Below are 19,015 nucleotides of genomic sequence, written 5' to 3' on the forward strand. Positions count from 1 at the left end.
CCTTGGTAAACTGAACCCTCCCGAACCTTACTTTTTGCCGCCTGCTCCAACTTTTGACAATCGAATCCCTGACGTTGCGGAGAATACAGTGATCACAGTCCTTGCCGTGCACTTTTCGGTGGCTGTCCTCGCGCCCTTCCTCTTCAGGGTCTGGGGCCGCAACGCCTTCTACGCGTTGGCTGCCGTCCCGGCGGTTTCCTTTGGCTGGCTGATGTTCCAGCACAACCCCGTCTACTCCGGACCCGGTGCCGTCACTGAGGTCCTCGAATGGATCCCCAGCCTCCACCTTTCGCTGTCGTTCCGCATGGACGCGCTGGCCTGGGTGATGTCCCTGCTGGTGCTCGGCGTCGGGTCCCTGGTGCTGGTCTACTGCGCGCGCTACTTCAAGCGGAAGGACCAGGACCTGGGCGCCTTTGGTGCCCAGCTGCTGGCGTTCGCCGGTGCCATGTTCGGCCTGGTCACCGCGGACGACCTCCTGCTGCTGTTCATCTTCTGGGAACTGACCACCATCCTGTCCTACCTGCTGATCGGCTTTGCCCGGACCCGGCTTGCGGCCCGCCGCTCCGCACTGCAGGCGCTGATGGTCACCACCGCCGGCGGCCTTGCCATGCTGGTGGGCCTGATCATGCTGGGCAATGCCGCCGGAACCTACAGCATCTCCGCCATCCTGGAGCAGGCCCCGGCGCTGGCCGGCGGGACGGCCGGCACCATGGTGAGCGCCGCCGTCGTCCTCATCCTGGTGGGTGCCATCACCAAATCCGCACTGGTTCCGTTCCACTTCTGGCTGCCGGGCGCGATGGCGGCCCCCACCCCCGTGAGCGCCTACCTGCACGCCGCGGCGATGGTGAAGGCGGGCATCTACCTGGTGGCGCGGCTTGCCCCGGGATTCTCGGAGACGGCGTTCTGGCAGCCCGTGGTCCTGGGGCTGGGCCTGGCCACCATGCTGGTGGGCGGCTACCGGGCGCTGCGGCAGACCGACATTAAGCTGATTCTGGCCTACGGCACCGTCAGCCAGCTGGGCTTCCTCACCATGGTGGTGGGCCTGGGAACGCCCGACGCCGCCCTGGCGGGCCTGGCCATGCTGCTGGCGCACGGCCTGTTCAAGGCCACGCTGTTCCTGGTGGTGGGCATCATCGACCACCAGTCCGGGACCCGCGACGTCCGTAAACTGTCCGGCGTCTTCCGCTCCTCCCGGGCCCTCGGCATCGTGGCCGGCATCGGGGCTGCGTCCATGGCGGGCGTTCCGCTGCTGGCCGGCTTTGTGGCCAAGGAATCGGTGCTGGAAGCATTCGTGCACCACGCCACGGACCCGCACGCCGGGCCGTGGGGCATGGTGGTGCTGGTGGGAATAGTGGTGGGCTCGATCCTCACTTTCGCCTACAGCGCCCGCTTCATGTGGGGCGCGTTCGCCGTCAAGCCCGGCGTGGACCCCACCCCGTTCAAGGCCATCAGGCCCTCCTTCCTGGCCGCCCCCGCGGTCCTCAGCCTCCTGACGATCGCCTACGGGCTTTGGCCGGTGCCGGTGGACGCCTGGATCCAGCCGTACGCCGCGCTGTTCGCTTCCAAAGCGCCCGACGCCGGCACCGCGGCAGCGCAGGCGGGCCACCTTGCGCTGTGGCACGGCGTCACACCAGCACTGGGGCTGACGGCCGTCACCTTCGCACTGGGCCTGGCCATGTACTTTGGCCGCAGCGCAGTGGCCCGGGCCCAGTCCCTGGTCCCGGCCTGGGTGGACGCCGACCGCGCCTACCAACTGACCATCGGCGCGCTGGACGACGCGGCCGTCTGGATCACCGGCCGGACCCAGCGCGGTTCACTGTACTTCTACCTCGCGGTCATCCTGAGCGTGGCGTTCGTCCTGCCGCTGGCCGCGATCCTGCTTGGCGGCAACGCCCTGCCGCAGGACATCTACCTCGTGGACCCCAACTCGCCGCTGCAGCTGGTGGCCGGGGTGGGCATCGTCATCGGCGCCCTGGCTGCCGTCAAGGCCAACAAACGTTTCCTTGCCGTGCTCATGGTGTCCGTCACGGGGTACGGCATCGCGCTGGTGTTCGCCCTGCAGGGTGCCCCGGATCTGGCCCTGACCCAGATGCTGGTGGAAACCATCATCCTGGTGGCCTTTGTCCTGGCCATGCGCAGGCTGCCGCCCGAACTGCGGGACCGCACCGGCGGGAAATACCGGGTCCTGCGGGTGATCATCGGGCTGGGCTTCGGCGTGACCATGGTGTTCGCCGCGATTTTCGCCATGGGCGCCCGGACCGCCATCCCCGTGTCCCTGCAGTTTCCGCAGCTCGCCTATGAAGGCGGCGGGGGCCTGAACGTGGTCAACGTGACCCTGGTGGACATCCGCGCTTGGGACACCTTCGGCGAGATCAGCGTCCTGGCGCTGGCCGCCACCGGCGTGGCAAGCCTGATCTTCGTCCGCGGCCGGGGCGACAGGCTGCAGGCATCCGCCACCGTTGCAGCGGGCACGGTGGGACGCCACCCCGGTGTCGACCCCGGCTCCCGCGACGCTGCGGCGCTGGCCATCAGCCGGAAGTTTGCCGCCTCCACCCGGGACGTTTGGATTGTGGCAGGGCGGACCCTGGCTCCGGAACGCCGCTCCATCATCTTCGAGGTGGTCACCCGGCTGATCTTCCACTCCATGATCATCTTCTCGCTGTACCTGTTGTTGGCCGGCCACAACCTGCCCGGCGGAGGATTCGCCGGCGGCCTCACCGCGGGACTGGCCCTGACCATCCGCTACCTGGCGGGTGGCCGGTTCGAGCTGCGGGAGGCGGCGCCCCTGAGTGCCGGCGCGCTGCTGGGCATTGGCCTGGCCCTGGCGGCCGCCTCCGGAGTGATGCCCCTGCTGCTGGGCGGCCAGGTCTTCCAGTCCGCCATCATCCAGGTGTGGCTGCCCGTTTTCGGGGACATCAAGTTCGTCACCTCCACCATCTTCGATATCGGCGTCTACATCGTGGTGGTGGGCCTGGTGCTTGACGTGCTGCGCAGCCTCGGAGCCGAGATCGATGAACATCTGGAGGACCAGTCCGCGCCCGGGAGCGAGAGCGAGGACCAGGAACAGGACCAGGAGCCGCACCAGGAACCGGACCACGGCCAGGGCCGGGAGCCGGACCGGGCCGGGGAAGAGCAAGGATCCGGCCGCCTGGACCAGGAACCGGACGGGGTTCCTGCCGAAACCACCGCAAAGGGCCACGCATGAGCGTCAACCTGACCCTGCTGATTGTCATGGGAGCGCTGTACGCCTGCGGCATCTACCTGATCCTGGAACGCAGCCTGACGCGGGTGCTGCTGGGGCTGATGCTGCTGGCCAACGCCACCAACCTCCTGATCCTGGCCACCGGGGGATACGCAGGCCTGGCGCCGCTGTTCTCCAAGGACATACCTGCCCAGGACTACAACGATCCACTGCCGCAGGCCCTGATCCTGACGTCGATCGTGATTTCCTTCGCCGTCACGGCATTCATGCTGGGCATCATCTACCGCACGTGGGTGCTGGCCCGCCAGGACGACATCCAGGATGACGTGGAGGACCTCAGGGTGGCGGAGACCCCCAGCTTCGATGCGGAGGACGACGCCGAGGTGCCCGCGGAAACGTCCGAATTCCCGCTCACCATGCTCGGTTCCGACGGCCGGACTGTGTCAGACCACGGACCGTCCGGAGCGGATGCCGGCCAGGAAACGGACCAGCCGGTGGCCACGCTGGTGGCCGGCGGCCGGGAGATGCCCGCAGAACACGCTGCCGCGGAGGAAAAGCCCGGCTCACTCAACGTTGACCCCAGCCCGGAAGGAGGCGGAAAGTGAACATCGCAAGCTTTGCCCCGCTCGCCGTCGTACTTCCCATCCTGGGCGCCGCCCTGACCTTCCTGCTGATCCGGCACTCCAGGGCCCAGCGCGCGGTGAGCATCGCCCTGCTGTCGCTGACCCTGGCGCTCGAATGCCTCCTGCTGGCCTCCGCGTGGAATGACGGCACCGCCGCGGTGACCATCGGAGGCTGGATCCCTCCGTTTGGCATCGTCATGGTGGTGGACCAGTTCTCCTCCCTGATGCTGGTGGTGTCCTCCGCCGTGAGCCTGGCCGTGCTGGTCTACGCCACAGGGCAGGGCATGGCCGACGGCGACCACGACGCACCGGTCTCGATCTTCCACCCCACGTACCTGATCCTGGTGGCCGGGGTGTCCAACGCTTTCCTGTCCGGCGACCTGTTCAACCTCTACGTCGGCTTCGAGATCCTGCTGACCGCAAGCTACGTGCTGATGACCCTGGGCGGCACCGGGCCGCGCATCCGCGCCGGCGTCACCTACGTGGTGGTGTCCGTGGTGTCCTCGGTGCTGTTCCTGATTGCCATCGCCATGGTCTACGGAGCCACGGGAACGGTGAACATGGCTGACCTGGCCATCAAGCTGGGCGAACTGGACCAGGGCACCAAAACCCTGCTGCATGTGATGCTCCTGGTGGCCTTCGGCATCAAGGCCGCCGTTTTCCCCCTCTCCTTCTGGCTCCCCGACTCCTACCCCACGGCGCCCGCGCCGGTCACCGCCGTGTTCGCCGGCCTGCTGACCAAGGTGGGCGTCTACGCGATGGTCCGGACCGAGACGCTGCTGTTCCCCGGCGACACGTTGAACACGCCCCTGATGGTGGTGGCGCTGCTGACGATGGTGGTGGGCATCCTGGGTGCGCTGGCCCAAAGCGACATCAAGAGGCTCCTCTCGTTCACCCTGGTCAGCCACATCGGCTACATGGTGTTCGGGCTGGCCATGTCCTCCGCAGTGGGACTGGCAGCGGCGGTCTTCTACGTGGCGCACCACATCACCATCCAAACCAGCCTTTTCATGGTGACCGGCCTGATCGAGCGCCGCGGCGGCAGCTCGTCCGTGGACCGGCTGGGCGGCCTCGCAAAGCTCTCGCCCATGCTGGCCCTGCTGTTCTTCATTCCCGGAATGAACCTGGCCGGCATCCCGCCGTTCTCCGGGTTCCTGGGCAAGGTAGGGCTGCTGCAGGCCGGTGTCCAGCTGGGCACACCACTGGCCTATGCGCTGGTGATCGGCGGTGTGGTGACCAGCCTCCTGACGCTGCTGGCCATCGCCAGGGTTTGGAACCGCGCGTTCTGGCGCCGCCCCACCGATGCCGAACATCCGGACCCGGTGCTCCTGGCCCCTCCCGTGGCGAGGCTCTCCGGTCCAGGCGCCAAGGTCAACAACACCGTGACGCTCCTGCCGCGCACCATGGTGGGTTCGACAGCGGGCCTGGTGGTGCTCGGCATTGCCCTGACCGTCTTTGCCGGACCGCTGTTCGCTCTCTCGGACCGGGCCGCCCGGGACATGCTTGACCGGACGCCGTACATCGAGGCGGTGCTGGGCGACGGTACTTCCGTCCCGGGCACAACCGCCGGGGGAGGAGGGCGATGAGCCGCAAACGCATTTCGCTGCGCCAGGAACTGCCCCTGCTGGTCTGGCTGGTGATCGTCTGGGGCGCCCTGTGGCAGGATTTCAGCCCCGGAAACCTGTTGTTCGGTGCCCTTCTGGCCGTGGGCGTGGCCCGGCTCTTCTACCTTCCGCCGGTGGAGCTCAGCGGCCGCTTCAATATCCTCTACGCCGTGCCCTTCGCGCTGGCCTTCGTGGGCAAGGTGGTGGTGGCCAGCGCCCAGGTGCTGTACCTGGCAACGGCCCGCGGACCCAAGGTGACCAACGCCGTCGTCGCGGTGAAGCTGAGGAGCCACCAGGACCTGATCGTCACCGCCACCGGCCATGTGATCTCCCTGATCCCGGGCTCGCTGGTGGTGGAGGTGGACCGTTCCACGTCCACCCTCTACCTGCACGCCCTCAACATCACCTCAAGACAGGACGTGGAGGGCCTGCGGAACGAAGTCCGTTCCATCGAAGCCGGCCTGATCCGCATCATGGGCAGCCGCGAGGAACTCGAAGAAGTGCGAATGGAGGCCACCGCATGATGAACGTTGTCCTGGCCGTCACGGCCGTCATTTTCTCGCTGGCCGCGGCGGGTGCCATCCTCCGGATCGCCCGCGGCCCGTCGCTGCTGGACCGGGTCCTGGCCGCCGACGTCCTGCTCGCCATCCTGGGCGGGGCGCTGTGCATCGATATGGCAGTGAACCGGCACTTGAACAACCTGATGCTGGTGGTGGCCATCTCCATCATCGGGTTCATCGGGTCCGTGACGGTGGCCCGGTTCGTGGCGGACCGGAGGGTGAAGCCCAATGAATCCTGACTTTTCCGGGCCGGATGCCTGGATCGACGCTGTCTCGGCCGTGTTCATGGTGGTGGGCGCGCTCATGTCCCTGGGCGCGGCGATTGGCCTGCTGCGCTTCCCCGACCTGCTGAGCCGCATGCATGCCGCCACCAAGCCCCAGGTCCTGGGCCTGTTCCTGCTGCTGGCCGCCATTGGGCTGCAGATGCGGACCTGGTGGGTCTGGCCGGTCCTGGCTGTGGCATGGATCTTCCAGCTGCTCACGGTGCCCGTGTCCGCCCACATGGTGGGCCGGGCCGGCTACCGCACCAAGCACCTGCACCGGGAGCTGCTCACAGCCGACGAGCTGGAAGCCGTGGTGCAAAAAGCCGCCGCCGAGACCGCCCTGGAGGACAGTTCCGACGACGGCCGGCAGCGCTAAGCGACGCTTTGGGCAGCTAGACGATGTCTTGCGTCTTGGCGAAACGGGTGATGGCGCGCTGGGTGCCGCGGTTGGCCAGGACCTGGATGATGGCACTGACAGACGCCGAGATCAGCGCGAAGGTCAAAGCAGACCGGAGGCTGGTGGGGACGTCCTCGTTCTTGCCGGTGGGTGCTTTCTGCCCCGTGGTCTTTTCCCAGATGGTGTTGACCAGCTTGGTGCCGGCCAGGCCTGCGCCGAGGCTCACGGCGGTCCCGAGCAGTTTGATGAGAAGGTTCATTGCTGGTACTCCTTGCGGGCGGAAAACGGACTGGTCCCAGCCTAGCCTCACACCCGGGCTGGTCCGGGCAGGGCGTGGCCGGCGGGCGGCTCTGTGGTCAGGCCGGGGGCTGGCCGGCCTTGGGTTCGGTGCGGAACTTGATCATCTTGTGGGTGCCGTCGCAATAGGGCTTGATGGCGGACGCCCCGCACCGGCACAGGGCGACGGTCCTCCGTTCCCTGGGCACGGCGTCGCCGGAAGGGGTAACGATCTCGAAGTCGCCCCTGACAATGAGGGGACCATCGGGGCACACCACGATCGAGCCGGGGGCGGGTTCCTGCTCCACGTCCGGCCGTGTTCCATGCTGTTCTGGGTTCATGCCTGCACCACATTCATTGTTGTTTCCGGTTTCCTCGGCGGCGCCTCCACGGGGGACCAGCCTGTCACGCTGCCGCCGGCACGGCCGCCCGGAGCGACGTTTCCCCGGCTTCCCAGGATGACAGGAGGTGGGCGGAGACGCGGCGGTCGATGGCCATGACGGCGGTGGCACCGAACAGGACGTCCGCAAGGAGCTTTGGCTCTGCTTCAACCAGGCCGCCGGCGAGGTCCCGCCCGGCAATCTGTTCATGCACGGCGTCGGCCTCCACATGCTCATCGAAGTAGTGGGTGACGTCCGCGGCGAAACCGTGCCGGCGGAATCCGTTGCCGTAGAAACGGTTGGGCTGGGATGAGGTCATTTCGTAGATGGCCAGGTGGCCGGTGATGGCCCCGCGGAGCCGCCGGTTCAGGCCGCACAGCGACATGAGGTTCACGGATGCGAGGGAGACGGCCGGGATGGTGTCGACGTAGGCGCCGTACCTGTCGTCCAGGCCCAGCCCGCGCATGGTCCGGGCAAACAGCGCGCTGTGCATCCGTTCCGGCCTGCCGCCGCCGTATTCGTCCGCCTGGATTTCCACGAGGGCAGCCTTCGCCCGGCCGGTGAGCCGCGGAATGGCCCAGGTGTGCGGATCCGCTTCCTTCAACTGGTACACGGACTTGTGGATCAGGAACTCTTTGAGCTGCTCCAGGCTTGCCTTCCGTGCGACAAAGCGGGAAACGCTGGGACCGGTGTCCATAGAGGCGAGGCCAAAAAGGACGTCGGCAACGGCATCGCTGGTCATGGCAATCCCGGCGGGCAGGTCGGCGTCACCGGCGGCCTGGCGTGCGGCGGCACGAAGGGCGGCTTCGAAGGGTTCCTCGATCAGGCGCCGGACCCTGATCAGGGCCGGTTCCCACTCCCAGGCGTCGCTGACCCCGTCCAGGCCTGAATAATGCAGTTCGTAGAGGCAAAAGAGGGACAGCTGGATGTCTTCGTCGGCGATGATGTCACCGGTTCCGGCCACCTGTCCCGCTACCAGCCGGTACAGCCCGTCCAGCTCGGACGTGGCTGCATCAGGGGCCTTGGACAGGGCCGCAAAGACGGCGCTGCTGATGGGGCCTCTGGTGTCCGGGATTCTCATGGTGCTCCTTGGTTGCCGCGCCGGTTCCGGGAAGGGACGCCGATGGTGCTCCCATGCCCTGTGGTGGTTGTACCCCGGGGACAACATAGTAAGCATGATTACTAATGAAAGCTAAGCGGCCTGGTGCCGCCTGGCATGTACGGGTGCTTGTCCCGCTGCGCCTGGTCAGCCAGGGCTGGTTGGCCGGCGCTACTCGTCCAGCGCCGACCCCAGGATGTCGCGCAGTGCCTCAACCACCAGTTCGTGGTCCTGCAGCTGCGGCAGTCCGGACACCGCCACGGAAGCCACCACCCCAACGCCCGTGACGTGGATCGGAAACGCGCCCCCGTGTGCCGCATAGCGGGACTGGTCGAACCAGGCGTTGTCCTCGATCCGGCCGCCTCCCAGCCGGCCACGCAGTCCCACCAGGAGGGAGGGCGCCTCGTGCCGGAGGGCAGTGCGCTGCTTGGCCCGGATCCAGTGGCCGTTGTCAGGCGTGGCGCCAGGAAGTGCGACATGGAACAGCACCTGCTCACCCTTGGCGATGTCTATGGCGATGGGCAATGACCGCTCCTTGCCCAGCTCAACGAGGAGGAGGCCAAGGTTCAACGCATCGTCCAGCGAGAAGCCGGGGAACTGGAGCTCCCGGACCTCCGCCTCAATACGGGCAATCTGAGCCTCCAGTGAGCCCTCCGGCTGGGCGTCGCTGGAATCAGGATCGAACCCGGTCACATCCGGTGGATTGGCGGTCATGGCCCTCAATCTACTCCTGCCAGGTGTAAACTTGACCACGCCCAACTGGGCGAAATAACAGCGTTACCCAACCACAAAGCAACACTAAAAACGACAGGGGAGCGCCGCCGTCGGGCATCCTGGCACAGGCCGGGCACCGCAGGTGGGCGCTGAGAGTGCGGACAGCCGCAGACCCTCGAACCTGATCCGGTTAGTACCGGCGCAAGGGAGTCGAGTTCTCAAAGTGTCGCGGATGCACGGCCACAGGCCCGCAGCCGGGTCCACTTTCCCCTCCTGTTTCCCAGGAGGATCACATGAGTACTGCAGCAATCAAGAAGACCACCAGTAAGTCCTGGCGCGTCGTGGACATCGTCGTCGCCGCCCTGGTGGCCATCGCGGGCGGCGTCATTTTCTGGGCATGGGACCAGGGGGCCGCCGCACTGTCCGCCCCCATGAACGCCGCCTACCCGCCCCTGACCGGACTGCTCGCCGGCGGCTGGATGATTCCCGGGGTGCTGGGCATGCTCATCATCCGCAAGCCCGGGGCTGCCCTGTTCTGCGAGACCGTAGCCGCCACCGGCGAACTGCTGATGGGTTCCCAGTACGGCGCCTCGGTCCTGTTTTCGGGTTTCATCCAGGGCCTGGGCGCGGAAATCATTTTCGCGATCTTCGTCTACCGCAAGTTCAACCTGCCTGTATCGCTGCTGGCCGGCGCCGCGGCAGGGTTCTTCTGCGGCCTGAATGACTCGTTTGCCCCGTGGGGCTGGAACATTGCCTACTCCGGCGCGGACAAGCTCGCCTACATCGTGCTGACCACCCTTTCCGGGGCCATCCTGGCGGGCGCTTTGTCCTGGCTTGCCACCCGCGGCCTGGCCCGCACCGGCGTGCTGAGCTCCTTCGCGTCCCGCAAGGCTGCCACGGAGCCCGTCTTCTCCTGATGGCACCCTCCCAGGATGCCTCCGGCACGGTCCGGCCTGCCGCCATCGCCGCCCGCGGCTGGGGATGGCGGCACGCCGGACGGGCCAAGCCCGCCGTCCACGGCCTTGACCTGGACATCGCCCCCGGGGAGCGGGTGCTCCTGCTGGGGCCTTCCGGCGCCGGGAAGTCCACGCTGCTGCACGCCCTTGCCGGCGTCCTGGGCGACATCAACGACGACGGCGAGGCAGGCGACGCCGACGAGTCCGGTTCGCTGCTGGTGGACGGAGCCCCGCCACGGGCACGGCGCGGCCGCGCCGGCCTCATGCAGCAGGACCCGGAGACCCAGGTGGTCCTGTCGCGGGTGGGGGACGACGTCGCCTTCGGCGCCGAAAACCTTGCGGTGCCCCGCGACGCCATCTGGCCGCGCGTTCACGAGGCACTTGCCGACGTCGGGCTCGCCCACCTCCCGCTGGACCACCCGACGTCGGCCCTCTCCGGCGGCCAAAAGCAGCGCCTGGCGCTGGCGGGCATCCTGGCAATGCGTCCCGGACTGATCCTGCTGGACGAGCCCACCGCCAACCTGGACCCGGACGGCGTGCTGGAGGTCCGCGACGCCGTGGCCCGCTCCCTGGACAAAACCGGGGCGACGCTGGTGGTGGTGGAGCACCGGGTGTCCGTCTGGAAGGACCTCGTGGACCGGATCGTGGTCCTGCAGCCCGGCTCCGCCGCGGATCCTGCAGTGCTCCTGGACGGGCCGCCGGACCGCGTCCTTACGGAGGCGCGGACCATGCTGGCCGCTGCCGGCGTCTGGGTGCCCGGGTATGTGCCGGCCACACGCGCCCGCGCCGCCCTCCCGGCTCCCGGTGCAGGCAGCCTCCTGCTGGCCGCAGAGCAGCTGGGCGTCTCCCGCGAACGCCCCCGCCGCAAAGGCTTCCGGAAGATCCCGCCGGTCCCGGTCCAGGAAGGCGTGGCCGCGCAGGTCCGTGCCGGGCAGGCCCTTGCCATCACCGGCGCCAACGGTGCCGGCAAGTCCACGTTCGCGCTGACCCTCGCAGGGCTGCTTGAGCCGGTGTCCGGAAAAGTGTCCGCGACGCTGGACCTCAGCCGCGGTGCCGGCGTCGATCCGTACAAGTGGAAGGCCGAGCAGCTGATTTCGCGGGTGGGCACGGTGTTCCAGGAGCCGGAGCACCAGTTCGTCACCGGAAAGGTCCTTGACGAGCTGCTCTTCGGCCCCCGGCACCTGGGGCACGGCGAGGACCGCGTTGAGGAACTGCTGGAGCGGCTGCGCCTTACCCAGCTGGTGGACGCCAACCCCTATACGCTCTCCGGCGGTGAGAAGCGGCGGTTGTCCGTGGCCACCGTCCTTGCCGCCAGCCCCCAGGTGCTGATCCTGGACGAGCCCACGTTCGGCCAGGATGCCAATACCTGGGCCGAGCTGGCATCGTTCCTGTCCGAGCTCCTTGATGCCGGCACCGCGGTGGTAGCCGTGACCCATGATGCCGAATTCACGGAGGCGCTGGGCGGGGCGGAACTGCGGATGGCCGTGGCGGAAGCGGTGGCGCCATGAGGCAGCAACTCACCTTGAGCGGCAACCACGCCCTCCTGGCCCGCGCCAACCCCTTGAGCAAGTTCGCGGCCGTCCTGCTCATCACGGCCGTCCTGGCGCTGTCCATCGACTGGGTGTCCGCGTCCGTGGCCCTGGTGTTCGAACTTCTGCTGTTTCCCCTGGCAGGCCTCACCTTGTCCCTGCTGTGGCAGCGCGGCTGGCCGCTGATCCTCGCCGCTGCCGTGGGAGGCTGGAGCACCTCCATCCTGGCGCCGGACAGCGGCAGGATCCTGCTCGACGCCGGCATCTGGACCATGAGCGAGGGTTCCCTCCAGCTCGGCATAGGATTCCTGCTGCGCGGTTTTGCGATCGCCCTCCCGGCGGTGCTCCTGATGAGCTGCACCGATCCCACCGACCTCGCCGACGCGCTCGCGCAGAAGGCACGCCTGCCGCACCGGTTCGTCCTGGGAACCCTGGCTGCGATGCGTTTGGTGGGGCTCATGGCCGAGGAGTGGCAGACCATCGGGATGGCGCGGCGTGCCCGCGGCGTAGGTGCGCGGGGCAGCCTGGGGCAGCGGGTGAAGGCGACACTCGGGCAAAGTTTCGGGCTCCTGGTCCAGGCCATCCGCCGTGCATCGAGGCTCGCCGTCACCATGGAGGCGAGGGGTTTCGGCGGCGGCCGGCGGACCTGGGCCCGGGTGTCCACCTTCAGCCCGCTGGACCTCTGGGTGGTGGCAGGCGGCGTCCTGGTGGCCGGACTCGCCCTTTTCGCAGCTGTTACGGCCGGTACCTGGAATATGGTGTGGCTGGGGAGTTAAGCCACCCGCCCGGGGGACAGGCAGGGCTCCCTATCGCACCGAATGGGTACCGCCATCCTGGAGCCCCCTTCCGCGCCCGTGGGTAGCTGCCGCAAAGGCTGGATAACTCATTTATGATATATTCGCGGTATGACCCAGGAGACCGCTGAACACGTTGCCGCCATGCTGAGGGACGCCCGGAGCGAGAAAGGGTGGACCCAGGGACAGTTGGCTGCCGAACTTGGCACCAGCCAGAGCGCCGTGGCCCGGATGGAACAGGGCAAGCAGAACCTGAGCCTGAAAATGATCCAGCGGCTGGAAAACATCTTTGACCGCAGCATCGTGAACGTGGCCAAGCCGCAGATGACCCACCTGCGGGTGGAAGGCGGCCGCACCCTGTCCGGAGCCGTCGACGTCAACAGCAGCAAGAACGCCGGCGTCGCCCTGCTGTGCGCCAGCCTGATCAACAGGGGCACCACCGTGCTCCGGCGCCTGGCCCGGATCGAGGAAGTCAACCGCATCGTCGAGGTCCTGACCAGCATCGGCGTCGAGTGCACCTGGCTCAATGACACGGATCTCCGCCTGCGCCGGCCTGCCGTCCTGGACCTGGACGCCATGGACGTGGACGCGGCACGCCGGACCCGCAGCGTCATCATGCTTCTGGGCCCCCTGCTGGATGAGTCCCGTGAGTACCGGCTTCCCTACGCGGGAGGCTGCGACCTGGGCACCCGGACCGTGGAGCCCCACATGCAGGCACTGCGCGAGTTCGACCTGTCAGTGGAGGCCACCGCAGGTTTCTACACCGTGCAGGCGCCGCCCGCCGATACCCGGGACCGCTCCTTCGTCCTCACCGAACGCGGGGACACCGTCACCGAAAATGCGATCATGGCCGCTGCGCACCGAGCCGGAACAACTGTGATCCGCAACGCCAGCCCCAACTACATGGTGCAGGACCTGTGCTTCTACCTGCAGATGCTGGGCGTCATCATTGAAGGCGTTGGCACCACCACGTTGAAGATCACCGGGCAGCCGGAAATCGATGCCGAGATTGAATACTTCCCCTCCGAGGATCCCATCGAGGCCATGAGCCTCATCACGGCCGGCATCGTCACCAACTCCGAGGTCACCGTGCGCCGGGTGCCCATCGAATTCATGGAGATCGAACTGGCCACCCTGGGACAGATGGGGCAGAAGCTGGAGATCTCGGGCGAGTACATGGCCCGCAACGGCCGCACCCGCCTGGTGGACGTGACCACCAAACCCTCCGAGCTGCGTGCCCCGGAGGACAAGATCCACCCCATGCCTTTCCCCGGGCTGAATATCGACAACCTGCCGTTCTTCGCCGTCATTGCTGCGAACGCCCACGGCCAGACCATGATCCACGACTGGGTATACGAGAACCGCGCCATCTACCTGACGGAGCTGAACCGGCTCGGCGCGCAGGTGCAGCTCCTGGACCCGCACCGGATCTACGTCAACGGACCCACCAAGTGGCGCGCCGCCGAGGTGGGCTGCCCGCCCGCGCTCCGGCCTGCCGCCTGCCTCCTGCTGGCCATGCTCGCAGCGCGGGGTGTGTCCGAGCTGCGGAACATCTATGTGATCGAGCGTGGTTACGAGGACCTGGCGGAGCGGCTGAACACCATCGGCGCCAAGGTGGAGTACTTCCAGGACTGACCCATTCACGCTTCGTCATGAACGGCGGGCCACGGTTCCAATGGCCGCCCGCTGCCGCAGAATATTCGTATGCGTACATTTGGCGTAGAGGAAGAACTCCTGATCGTTGATCCGGAGTCCGGGGAGCCGCTTGCCCTGGCCGACGCCCTCCTCGCCAGCCACCGCGTCGCAGCAGACGATCTTCCCGTGGACCTGGATGGCCGCCATGCCGGCAACCAGGCGGATTACGACGACGAGATGGGCCTGAGTGCCGAGCTCAAGCTTGAGCAGATCGAGACGCAGACCCGGCCGTGCCGGGAGTACGGCGGCCTGCTGGAGCAGATCCGGGCAGGCCGGGCGCTGGCCGACCAGGCAGCCCGGAAGCACGGAGCCAGGGTGGCGGCGCTGGCCACCTCACCCGTGGCATCGCCCAGCCACACCACACCTGACCCGCGCTATGCCAGGATGCTGGAGCGCTTCGGCCTCACCGCCCAGGAACAGCTCACCTGCGGTTTCCACGTCCACACCTTCATCGAATCGCCGGAGGAAGGGGTGGCGGTCCTGGACCGCATCCGCGACAAGCTGGCTGTCCTCACGGCGCTGAGCGCGAACTCGCCGTTCTGGAACGGCGTCCCCACCGGCTTCGAAAGCTACCGCACCCAGGCCTGGAACCGCTGGCCCACAGCCGGCCCGGCAGGCATCTACGGAACGTACCCTGCCTACCGCCGGGTGGTGACCCGGCTGCTGGACAGCGGCGTCATGCTCGACGAGGGCATGCTCTATTTCGACGCGCGGCTCTCCCGCAACCACCCCACGGTGGAGGTGCGGGTGGCGGACGTATGCCTCCGGGCCGGGGACGCCGCACTCATCGCCGTGCTGGTCCGGGCACTTGTGGAATCCGCCAGCCGGGAGTGGCGGGACGACGTGGACCCTGCGCCCGTTCCCACCGTCCTGCTGCGGATGGCGTCCTGGCAGGCCAGCAGTGCCGGGTTGAGCGGCGAACTGCTGGACTTTGGCAACTTCCGGCCGGCGCCGGCTGCGGATGTGGTGCGTTCCCTGGTGGATTACCTGGCCCCCGTCCTTGACGAACAGGGCGAGCTCGCACTGGCCCGCCAGGGGGTGGAGGACATCATCGCCCGCGGGACAGGGTCCGCTGAACAGCGCCGCGCCCGCGACAAGGCCCTGGCGGGGCAACCGCCGGAGGACATGGGGTTCGGCGCGGTGGTCCGGCAGGCCGTCCACCTGACCATGCGTGATGCGCTGGACCTTGCGGACGTGGCGGCTACGCCCGAGCTGCTGCGTGTCCGGCAGGCCTGACGGGGCAAGAGCCGCCAGGCGCGCAGACTTGTAGAACCTCAGGTGTCTTGTAGAACGGCAGGTGTAGAGACCCGCAGCGAAGCAGGTGCTAGGTAGCGAGGCGCTGTAGAAGGACCTGTTCCAGCGGGCTTCGGTGTGTTGGCAGGATGCCCGGGGGCCAGTGGGTTGGTTCGGCATCCTGGTGTTCTGGGTTGTAGTGCCTGCCCGTGGGTGAGGTCCAGCCGGGTGGTTCATTCTTGTTGGCCGGGTCCGGTGTCCATCTGGTGTGGTGTTTGAGCCGGTGGTGTTTGGGGCAGAGCTGGGCCAAGTTACTGGTTCCCGTGGTGCCGCCGTGTTGCCAGGCTTGTAGGTGGTCGGTTTCGTTGTCGGGGGTGCGGTTGGTGCAGCCCCGGAAGGTGCACTTGGTATCGCGCAGCCTGATCCAGCGTTTGATGGTTTCGGTGAGCCGGTAGTTTTTCCGGCCGATCTCCAGTGGTGCGCCGTCGCGGGGGTCGATCAGGATCCGGTAGAACGATTCCGCCCCGTCGGCGACAAGGTTGCGGGCCATGGACGCCGGGATTGGTCCGAAGCCGTCCAGCATTGCCGGTTCGTCGGTCGCTCCGAGGAGGGAGAACACCGGCACAGTGACCAGGACGTCGGCCCGCGGGGTGGGCACCTTCCCGGCCTTGGAGGGTTTCCCGGTCTGTGTGGTGTTCCCGGCGCCGAGAAGCAGGGAGGCGGCGATGTCGGGGCGGAGTTGGGTGAGGGTGCGCTCTTCGTCGGGGCCTTGGAGTCCGCGGGCGGTGGCGGTGGTCCGGTTCCAGATGGCACAGGCGGTATCCCCGGGCAGGTAGAGGGAGACCCAGGCCATGCCATCCCGGTCAGGCGTGTATTCCATCCGACGATCCGCCACCCCCTTCACATGGCGCTTCTCGATCGATTCCGGATGGTGGCGTTCCCGCCACCCACGGACCTTGGCCCGGAACCTTGACGGGACGAGGCCGCCGGGGGCCGCGCCGCGGGCGGGCTGGGGTGCGGCAGGGTCGAAGAAATGCGCCACCAGAGACGCCGCGTCCTCAGCGGTGAGGCCTTCAGTCTCATCGGCGACAATCCGGGCGTGCTGCCACGACATCGCGCCCGCGGACAGGGCGTTCATGACGGGCGGCAGGGAGCAGATCCGGCGTGAGTGCTCCACCAACGCCCCTGCTGCGCCGGAGCTGATGGTCAGGACACCGGCGATTTCCTCCACCACCGACAGGTCAGCGTAAGTACGGTCCTGGATCGAGGCGTCCGGCGGCGTCATCGCCTGCTGGAAGGCAACGGCTTCGGCAGTATCCAGCGCCTTCATCGCGGCGAGCTGCGCCTCCAGCCGCGCCATAAGTTCCAGCCGTTCCAGCCGGATCTCGTGCCGCCGCTGCAGCACATCCACACCGGCACCAGCACCCGCCCCGGCAGCAAGGAAAGAGTCCTCACGGTTCAGCGAATCAAGGGCGGCAACAGAGGCATCGAGTGACGCCAGCACCACCCCGACACCACCGCTGGTTCCCATACCGACATCATCCAACGAGGCACTGACATCTGTATTTGGCCAGGCGGACCTGGTCCCGCCCCCGCTAGATCTGCTTCAGCGCCTGTTCCAGGTCGCGGAGGAGGTCCTCCGGGTCCTCGAGTCCCACCGAGAGCCGGACCACGCCGTCACTCAGGCCGATGGCGGCCCGCCCCTCCGGGCCCATGGCGCGGTGGGTAGTGGTGGCGGGGTGCGTGATCAGGGACTTTGCATCACCGAGGTTATTGGAGATATCGATGATCCGCAGCCCGTCCAGCAGCGCGAACGCCGCTTCCTTGCCCGTGCGTCCGCCGGAAGGAGCGAGCTCGAAGGTAAGGACAGTGCCGCCTGCACTCATCTGCTTTGCCGCCAGCCCGTACTGCGGGTGCGACTTCAGGAGCGGGTACTTCACCCAGCTCACCGCCGGCTGTTCCTCCAGCCATTCTGCGAGCCGGAGTGCGGTCGCCGAGGAGTGGTTGACGCGCAGGCCCATGGTCTCCAGGCCCTTGGTCAGGACCCAGGCGTTGAAAGCGGAAAGCGCGGGGCCGGTGTGGCGCATCAGCTGCTTCACCGGTCCGTCGATGAATTCCTTGGTGCCCAGGATGGCGCCGCCCATCACCCTGCCCTGCCCGTCGATGTGCTTGGTGCCGGAGTAGACGATCACGTCGGCGCCAAGGTCCCCGCAGCGCTGCAGCAGGGGAGTGGCGAACACGTTGTCCGCCACTACGGTGGCCCCGGCCGCATGGGCCAGTTCACTGACCGCGGCGATGTCCACGATCTCCTGCATGGGGTTCGACGGGGACTCGAAGAAGACGGCGGTGGTGGGCTGGGACAGGGCTTCGCGCCACTGGTCCAGGTCCGGGCCGTCCACGAAGACCGTCTCCACACCCCAACGTGGCAGGATCTCGTTCAGGATCACAAAGCACGAACCGAACAGTGACCGGGCGGCCACAACCCGGTCGCCCGCAGCCAGCAGGGCACCCAGCGCGGTGAACACGGCGGACATGCCCGACGCCGTCGCGAAGCATGCTTCGGTGCCTTCGAGCAGCCTGAGCCGTTCCTGGAAGGTGGCCACGGACGGGTTGCCGTAGCGGGAGTAGACAAAGCGCTCGTCCTCGCCGGTGAAGGCCCGTTCAGCTGCCGCGGCGGATTCGTAGACGAACCCTGAGTTCAGGAAGATGGCCTCAGATGTTTCCTGGAAGTTGGAGCGGTCCAGGCCTCCGCGGACTGCCTGGGTGTCGGGGTTCCAGCCGGGGGCGTCTGGGTTGAAGGTCACTTAGTTCTTTCCGAGGTTGGTGGGGAGGCCGCGGTTCTTCCAGCCATTGATGGTCCGCTCGCCGTAGCGGTCGGGCTCGCCTTCGAAGCCCTCCAGCACGCTGTAGGCGGTGAAGCCAGCCTGGGTGGCGGCAGTTGCGGCCGCGATGGACCGTTGGCCGGACCGGCACAGGAACAGCAGTTCCGCGTGGGGATCCTCCGGCGCCTGCTCCTGGAGGTCCTTGACGAAGTCCGGGTTGGGGATGCCGCCGGGGAAGGTCCACTGGATGAACAGGGGATCGTTGTCCGTGGCCTTGGTGTCCGGGATGCCGATGTGGGCCCATTCGCCCTCGGTGCGGACGTCCACCAGGATGGCGCCCTGCTCCAGCTTGGCCCAGGCTTCCTGCGGCGTCAGGTCTCCCGCGTAGCTCATGCGTGGCCCTCGCCGTCGAACTCGCCCTCAAATTCGGCATCGAGCTGGTCCACGGCGGTGGCCACGGCGGCGTCGGCGGAAGCGATCGCGGCCGGAAGGACGATTGCCTGCGCCACGATGACGGTGGTGCCGTTGAAGGTTGCCGCCGGGCTGCCGTGCAGGACGTAGCCATCGGCGAGTGCAGCGGAGATCCGCTCACAGAATTCACGGTTGTCCGCGCCCGTAATCAGGCGGTAGGACAGTCTTTCGTCAAGGGCGGGTGCGTCGGACACGACGGATCTCCTTCTCTCACGCTTGCAGCTCGAATCGGTCGATATGCCGAGTATTCACCTGAGGCACCCCGCCGCGAAAGGGAGGGTTGCCGACCGGCAAGTCAGGGCTTGGCGCCGGTACTCATTACTCCCCAAAAACGTAACACCTGCCGCGCCCGGCCGCATCGCCGCCGTCGTCATGTTCCGTAATTGAGCCGTCCGCG

19 protein-coding genes and 2 riboswitches are annotated in these 19,015 nt (G+C 67.4%); of the genes, 11 read left to right on the forward strand and 8 right to left on the reverse strand.

Annotated features, from left to right (window positions below):
* The first annotated feature begins 88 nt into the window (after positions 1-88).
* From BACI349Y_RS02465 to mnhG, 6 genes are read left to right on the forward strand one after another with little or no spacing between them, the layout of a single operon-like run.
* Positions 89-3,205, forward strand: a complete 3,117-nt coding sequence (locus tag BACI349Y_RS02465; RefSeq protein ID WP_159630150.1) for a Na+/H+ antiporter subunit A — start codon at positions 89-91, stop codon at positions 3,203-3,205.
* Positions 3,202-3,807 carry a Na(+)/H(+) antiporter subunit C gene (locus BACI349Y_RS02470; RefSeq protein WP_159630152.1) on the forward strand — a complete coding sequence of 202 codons (606 nt, stop codon included), beginning with the start codon at positions 3,202-3,204 and terminating at the stop codon, positions 3,805-3,807. Before BACI349Y_RS02465 ends, BACI349Y_RS02470 begins: the two co-directional genes overlap by 4 nt.
* Positions 3,804-5,411, forward strand: a complete 1,608-nt coding sequence (locus BACI349Y_RS02475) for a Na+/H+ antiporter subunit D (protein WP_159630154.1) — start codon at positions 3,804-3,806, stop codon at positions 5,409-5,411. The genes BACI349Y_RS02470 and BACI349Y_RS02475 overlap by 4 nt, the downstream gene beginning before the upstream one ends.
* Complete coding sequence (locus BACI349Y_RS02480; protein WP_159630156.1) at positions 5,408-5,953, forward strand: Na+/H+ antiporter subunit E; 546 nt, start codon at positions 5,408-5,410, stop codon at positions 5,951-5,953. Before BACI349Y_RS02475 ends, BACI349Y_RS02480 begins: the two co-directional genes overlap by 4 nt.
* A complete protein-coding gene (locus tag BACI349Y_RS02485) occupies positions 5,950-6,228 on the forward strand; it encodes a monovalent cation/H+ antiporter complex subunit F (RefSeq protein ID WP_159630158.1) in 279 nt (92 codons plus the stop codon). The genes BACI349Y_RS02480 and BACI349Y_RS02485 overlap by 4 nt, the downstream gene beginning before the upstream one ends.
* Positions 6,218-6,628 carry a monovalent cation/H(+) antiporter subunit G gene (mnhG, locus tag BACI349Y_RS02490; RefSeq protein ID WP_159630160.1) on the forward strand — a complete coding sequence of 137 codons (411 nt, stop codon included), beginning with the start codon at positions 6,218-6,220 and terminating at the stop codon, positions 6,626-6,628. Before BACI349Y_RS02485 ends, mnhG begins: the two co-directional genes overlap by 11 nt.
* 16 nt (positions 6,629-6,644) lie before the next feature.
* Here mnhG and BACI349Y_RS02495 read toward each other — a convergent pair whose 3' ends face one another.
* From BACI349Y_RS02495 to BACI349Y_RS02510, 4 genes are all read right to left on the reverse strand, one after another.
* Positions 6,645-6,908, reverse strand: coding sequence for a DUF4235 domain-containing protein (locus BACI349Y_RS02495; RefSeq protein WP_159630162.1), 264 nt, complete (start codon positions 6,906-6,908; stop codon positions 6,645-6,647).
* 97 nt (positions 6,909-7,005) lie between these two features.
* A complete protein-coding gene (locus BACI349Y_RS02500; RefSeq protein ID WP_236560695.1) occupies positions 7,006-7,266 on the reverse strand; it encodes a CDGSH iron-sulfur domain-containing protein in 261 nt (86 codons plus the stop codon).
* 64 nt (positions 7,267-7,330) lie between these two features.
* The gene (locus tag BACI349Y_RS02505; RefSeq protein WP_159630164.1) at positions 7,331-8,386 is read right to left on the reverse strand and encodes an iron-containing redox enzyme family protein; all 1,056 of its coding nucleotides are present in this window, start codon (positions 8,384-8,386) and stop codon (positions 7,331-7,333) included.
* Positions 8,387-8,575: 189 nt separating this feature from the next.
* Positions 8,576-9,118, reverse strand: coding sequence for a heme-degrading domain-containing protein (locus BACI349Y_RS02510; RefSeq protein ID WP_159630166.1), 543 nt, complete (start codon positions 9,116-9,118; stop codon positions 8,576-8,578).
* Between the two features lie 85 nt (positions 9,119-9,203).
* Positions 9,204-9,344, forward strand: a riboswitch (TPP riboswitch).
* A gap of 67 nt (positions 9,345-9,411) precedes the next feature.
* Here BACI349Y_RS02510 and BACI349Y_RS02515 point away from each other — a divergent pair.
* The 5 genes from BACI349Y_RS02515 to BACI349Y_RS02535 all read left to right on the forward strand — a co-directional run bounded on the left by BACI349Y_RS02515 (position 9,412) and on the right by BACI349Y_RS02535 (position 15,328).
* Positions 9,412-10,035, forward strand: a complete 624-nt coding sequence (locus tag BACI349Y_RS02515; protein WP_018769981.1) for an ECF transporter S component — start codon at positions 9,412-9,414, stop codon at positions 10,033-10,035.
* Positions 10,035-11,582, forward strand: a complete 1,548-nt coding sequence (locus BACI349Y_RS02520; protein ID WP_159630168.1) for an ABC transporter ATP-binding protein — start codon at positions 10,035-10,037, stop codon at positions 11,580-11,582. The genes BACI349Y_RS02515 and BACI349Y_RS02520 overlap by 1 nt, the downstream gene beginning before the upstream one ends.
* Positions 11,579-12,379 (forward strand): energy-coupling factor transporter transmembrane component T family protein, encoded by an 801-nt coding sequence (locus BACI349Y_RS02525; RefSeq protein ID WP_159630170.1) that lies wholly within the window; start codon positions 11,579-11,581, stop codon positions 12,377-12,379. Before BACI349Y_RS02520 ends, BACI349Y_RS02525 begins: the two co-directional genes overlap by 4 nt.
* A gap of 129 nt (positions 12,380-12,508) precedes the next feature.
* Positions 12,509-14,032, forward strand: a complete 1,524-nt coding sequence (locus tag BACI349Y_RS02530; protein WP_159630172.1) for a UDP-N-acetylglucosamine 1-carboxyvinyltransferase — start codon at positions 12,509-12,511, stop codon at positions 14,030-14,032.
* Positions 14,033-14,101: 69 nt separating this feature from the next.
* Positions 14,102-15,328 (forward strand): glutamate--cysteine ligase 2, encoded by a 1,227-nt coding sequence (locus tag BACI349Y_RS02535; RefSeq protein ID WP_159630174.1) that lies wholly within the window; start codon positions 14,102-14,104, stop codon positions 15,326-15,328.
* An 88-nt stretch (positions 15,329-15,416) separates the two neighbouring features.
* Here the strand turns inward: BACI349Y_RS02535 and BACI349Y_RS02540 are convergent, their stop codons facing one another.
* From BACI349Y_RS02540 to BACI349Y_RS02555, 4 genes are all read right to left on the reverse strand, one after another.
* A complete protein-coding gene (locus tag BACI349Y_RS02540; protein ID WP_201302377.1) occupies positions 15,417-16,856 on the reverse strand; it encodes an HNH endonuclease signature motif containing protein in 1,440 nt (479 codons plus the stop codon).
* A 64-nt stretch (positions 16,857-16,920) separates the two neighbouring features.
* Positions 16,921-18,129: an O-succinylhomoserine sulfhydrylase gene (locus tag BACI349Y_RS02545; protein WP_159630176.1), complete on the reverse strand. Its 1,209-nt coding sequence runs from the start codon at positions 18,127-18,129 to the stop codon at positions 16,921-16,923.
* On the reverse strand, positions 18,130-18,540 hold the full coding sequence (locus BACI349Y_RS02550; protein WP_159630178.1) for a rhodanese-like domain-containing protein: 411 nt from the start codon (positions 18,538-18,540) through the stop codon (positions 18,130-18,132).
* Positions 18,537-18,812 carry a DUF1737 domain-containing protein gene (locus BACI349Y_RS02555; RefSeq protein WP_159630180.1) on the reverse strand — a complete coding sequence of 92 codons (276 nt, stop codon included), beginning with the start codon at positions 18,810-18,812 and terminating at the stop codon, positions 18,537-18,539. The genes BACI349Y_RS02550 and BACI349Y_RS02555 overlap by 4 nt, the downstream gene beginning before the upstream one ends.
* 13 nt (positions 18,813-18,825) lie before the next feature.
* Positions 18,826-18,941, reverse strand: a riboswitch (SAM riboswitch).
* Positions 18,942-19,015 lie beyond the last annotated feature (74 nt).

The organism is Arthrobacter sp. 8AJ (genome assembly GCF_902506025.1).
In the GTDB taxonomy this organism is placed as follows: domain Bacteria; phylum Actinomycetota; class Actinomycetes; order Actinomycetales; family Micrococcaceae; genus Arthrobacter.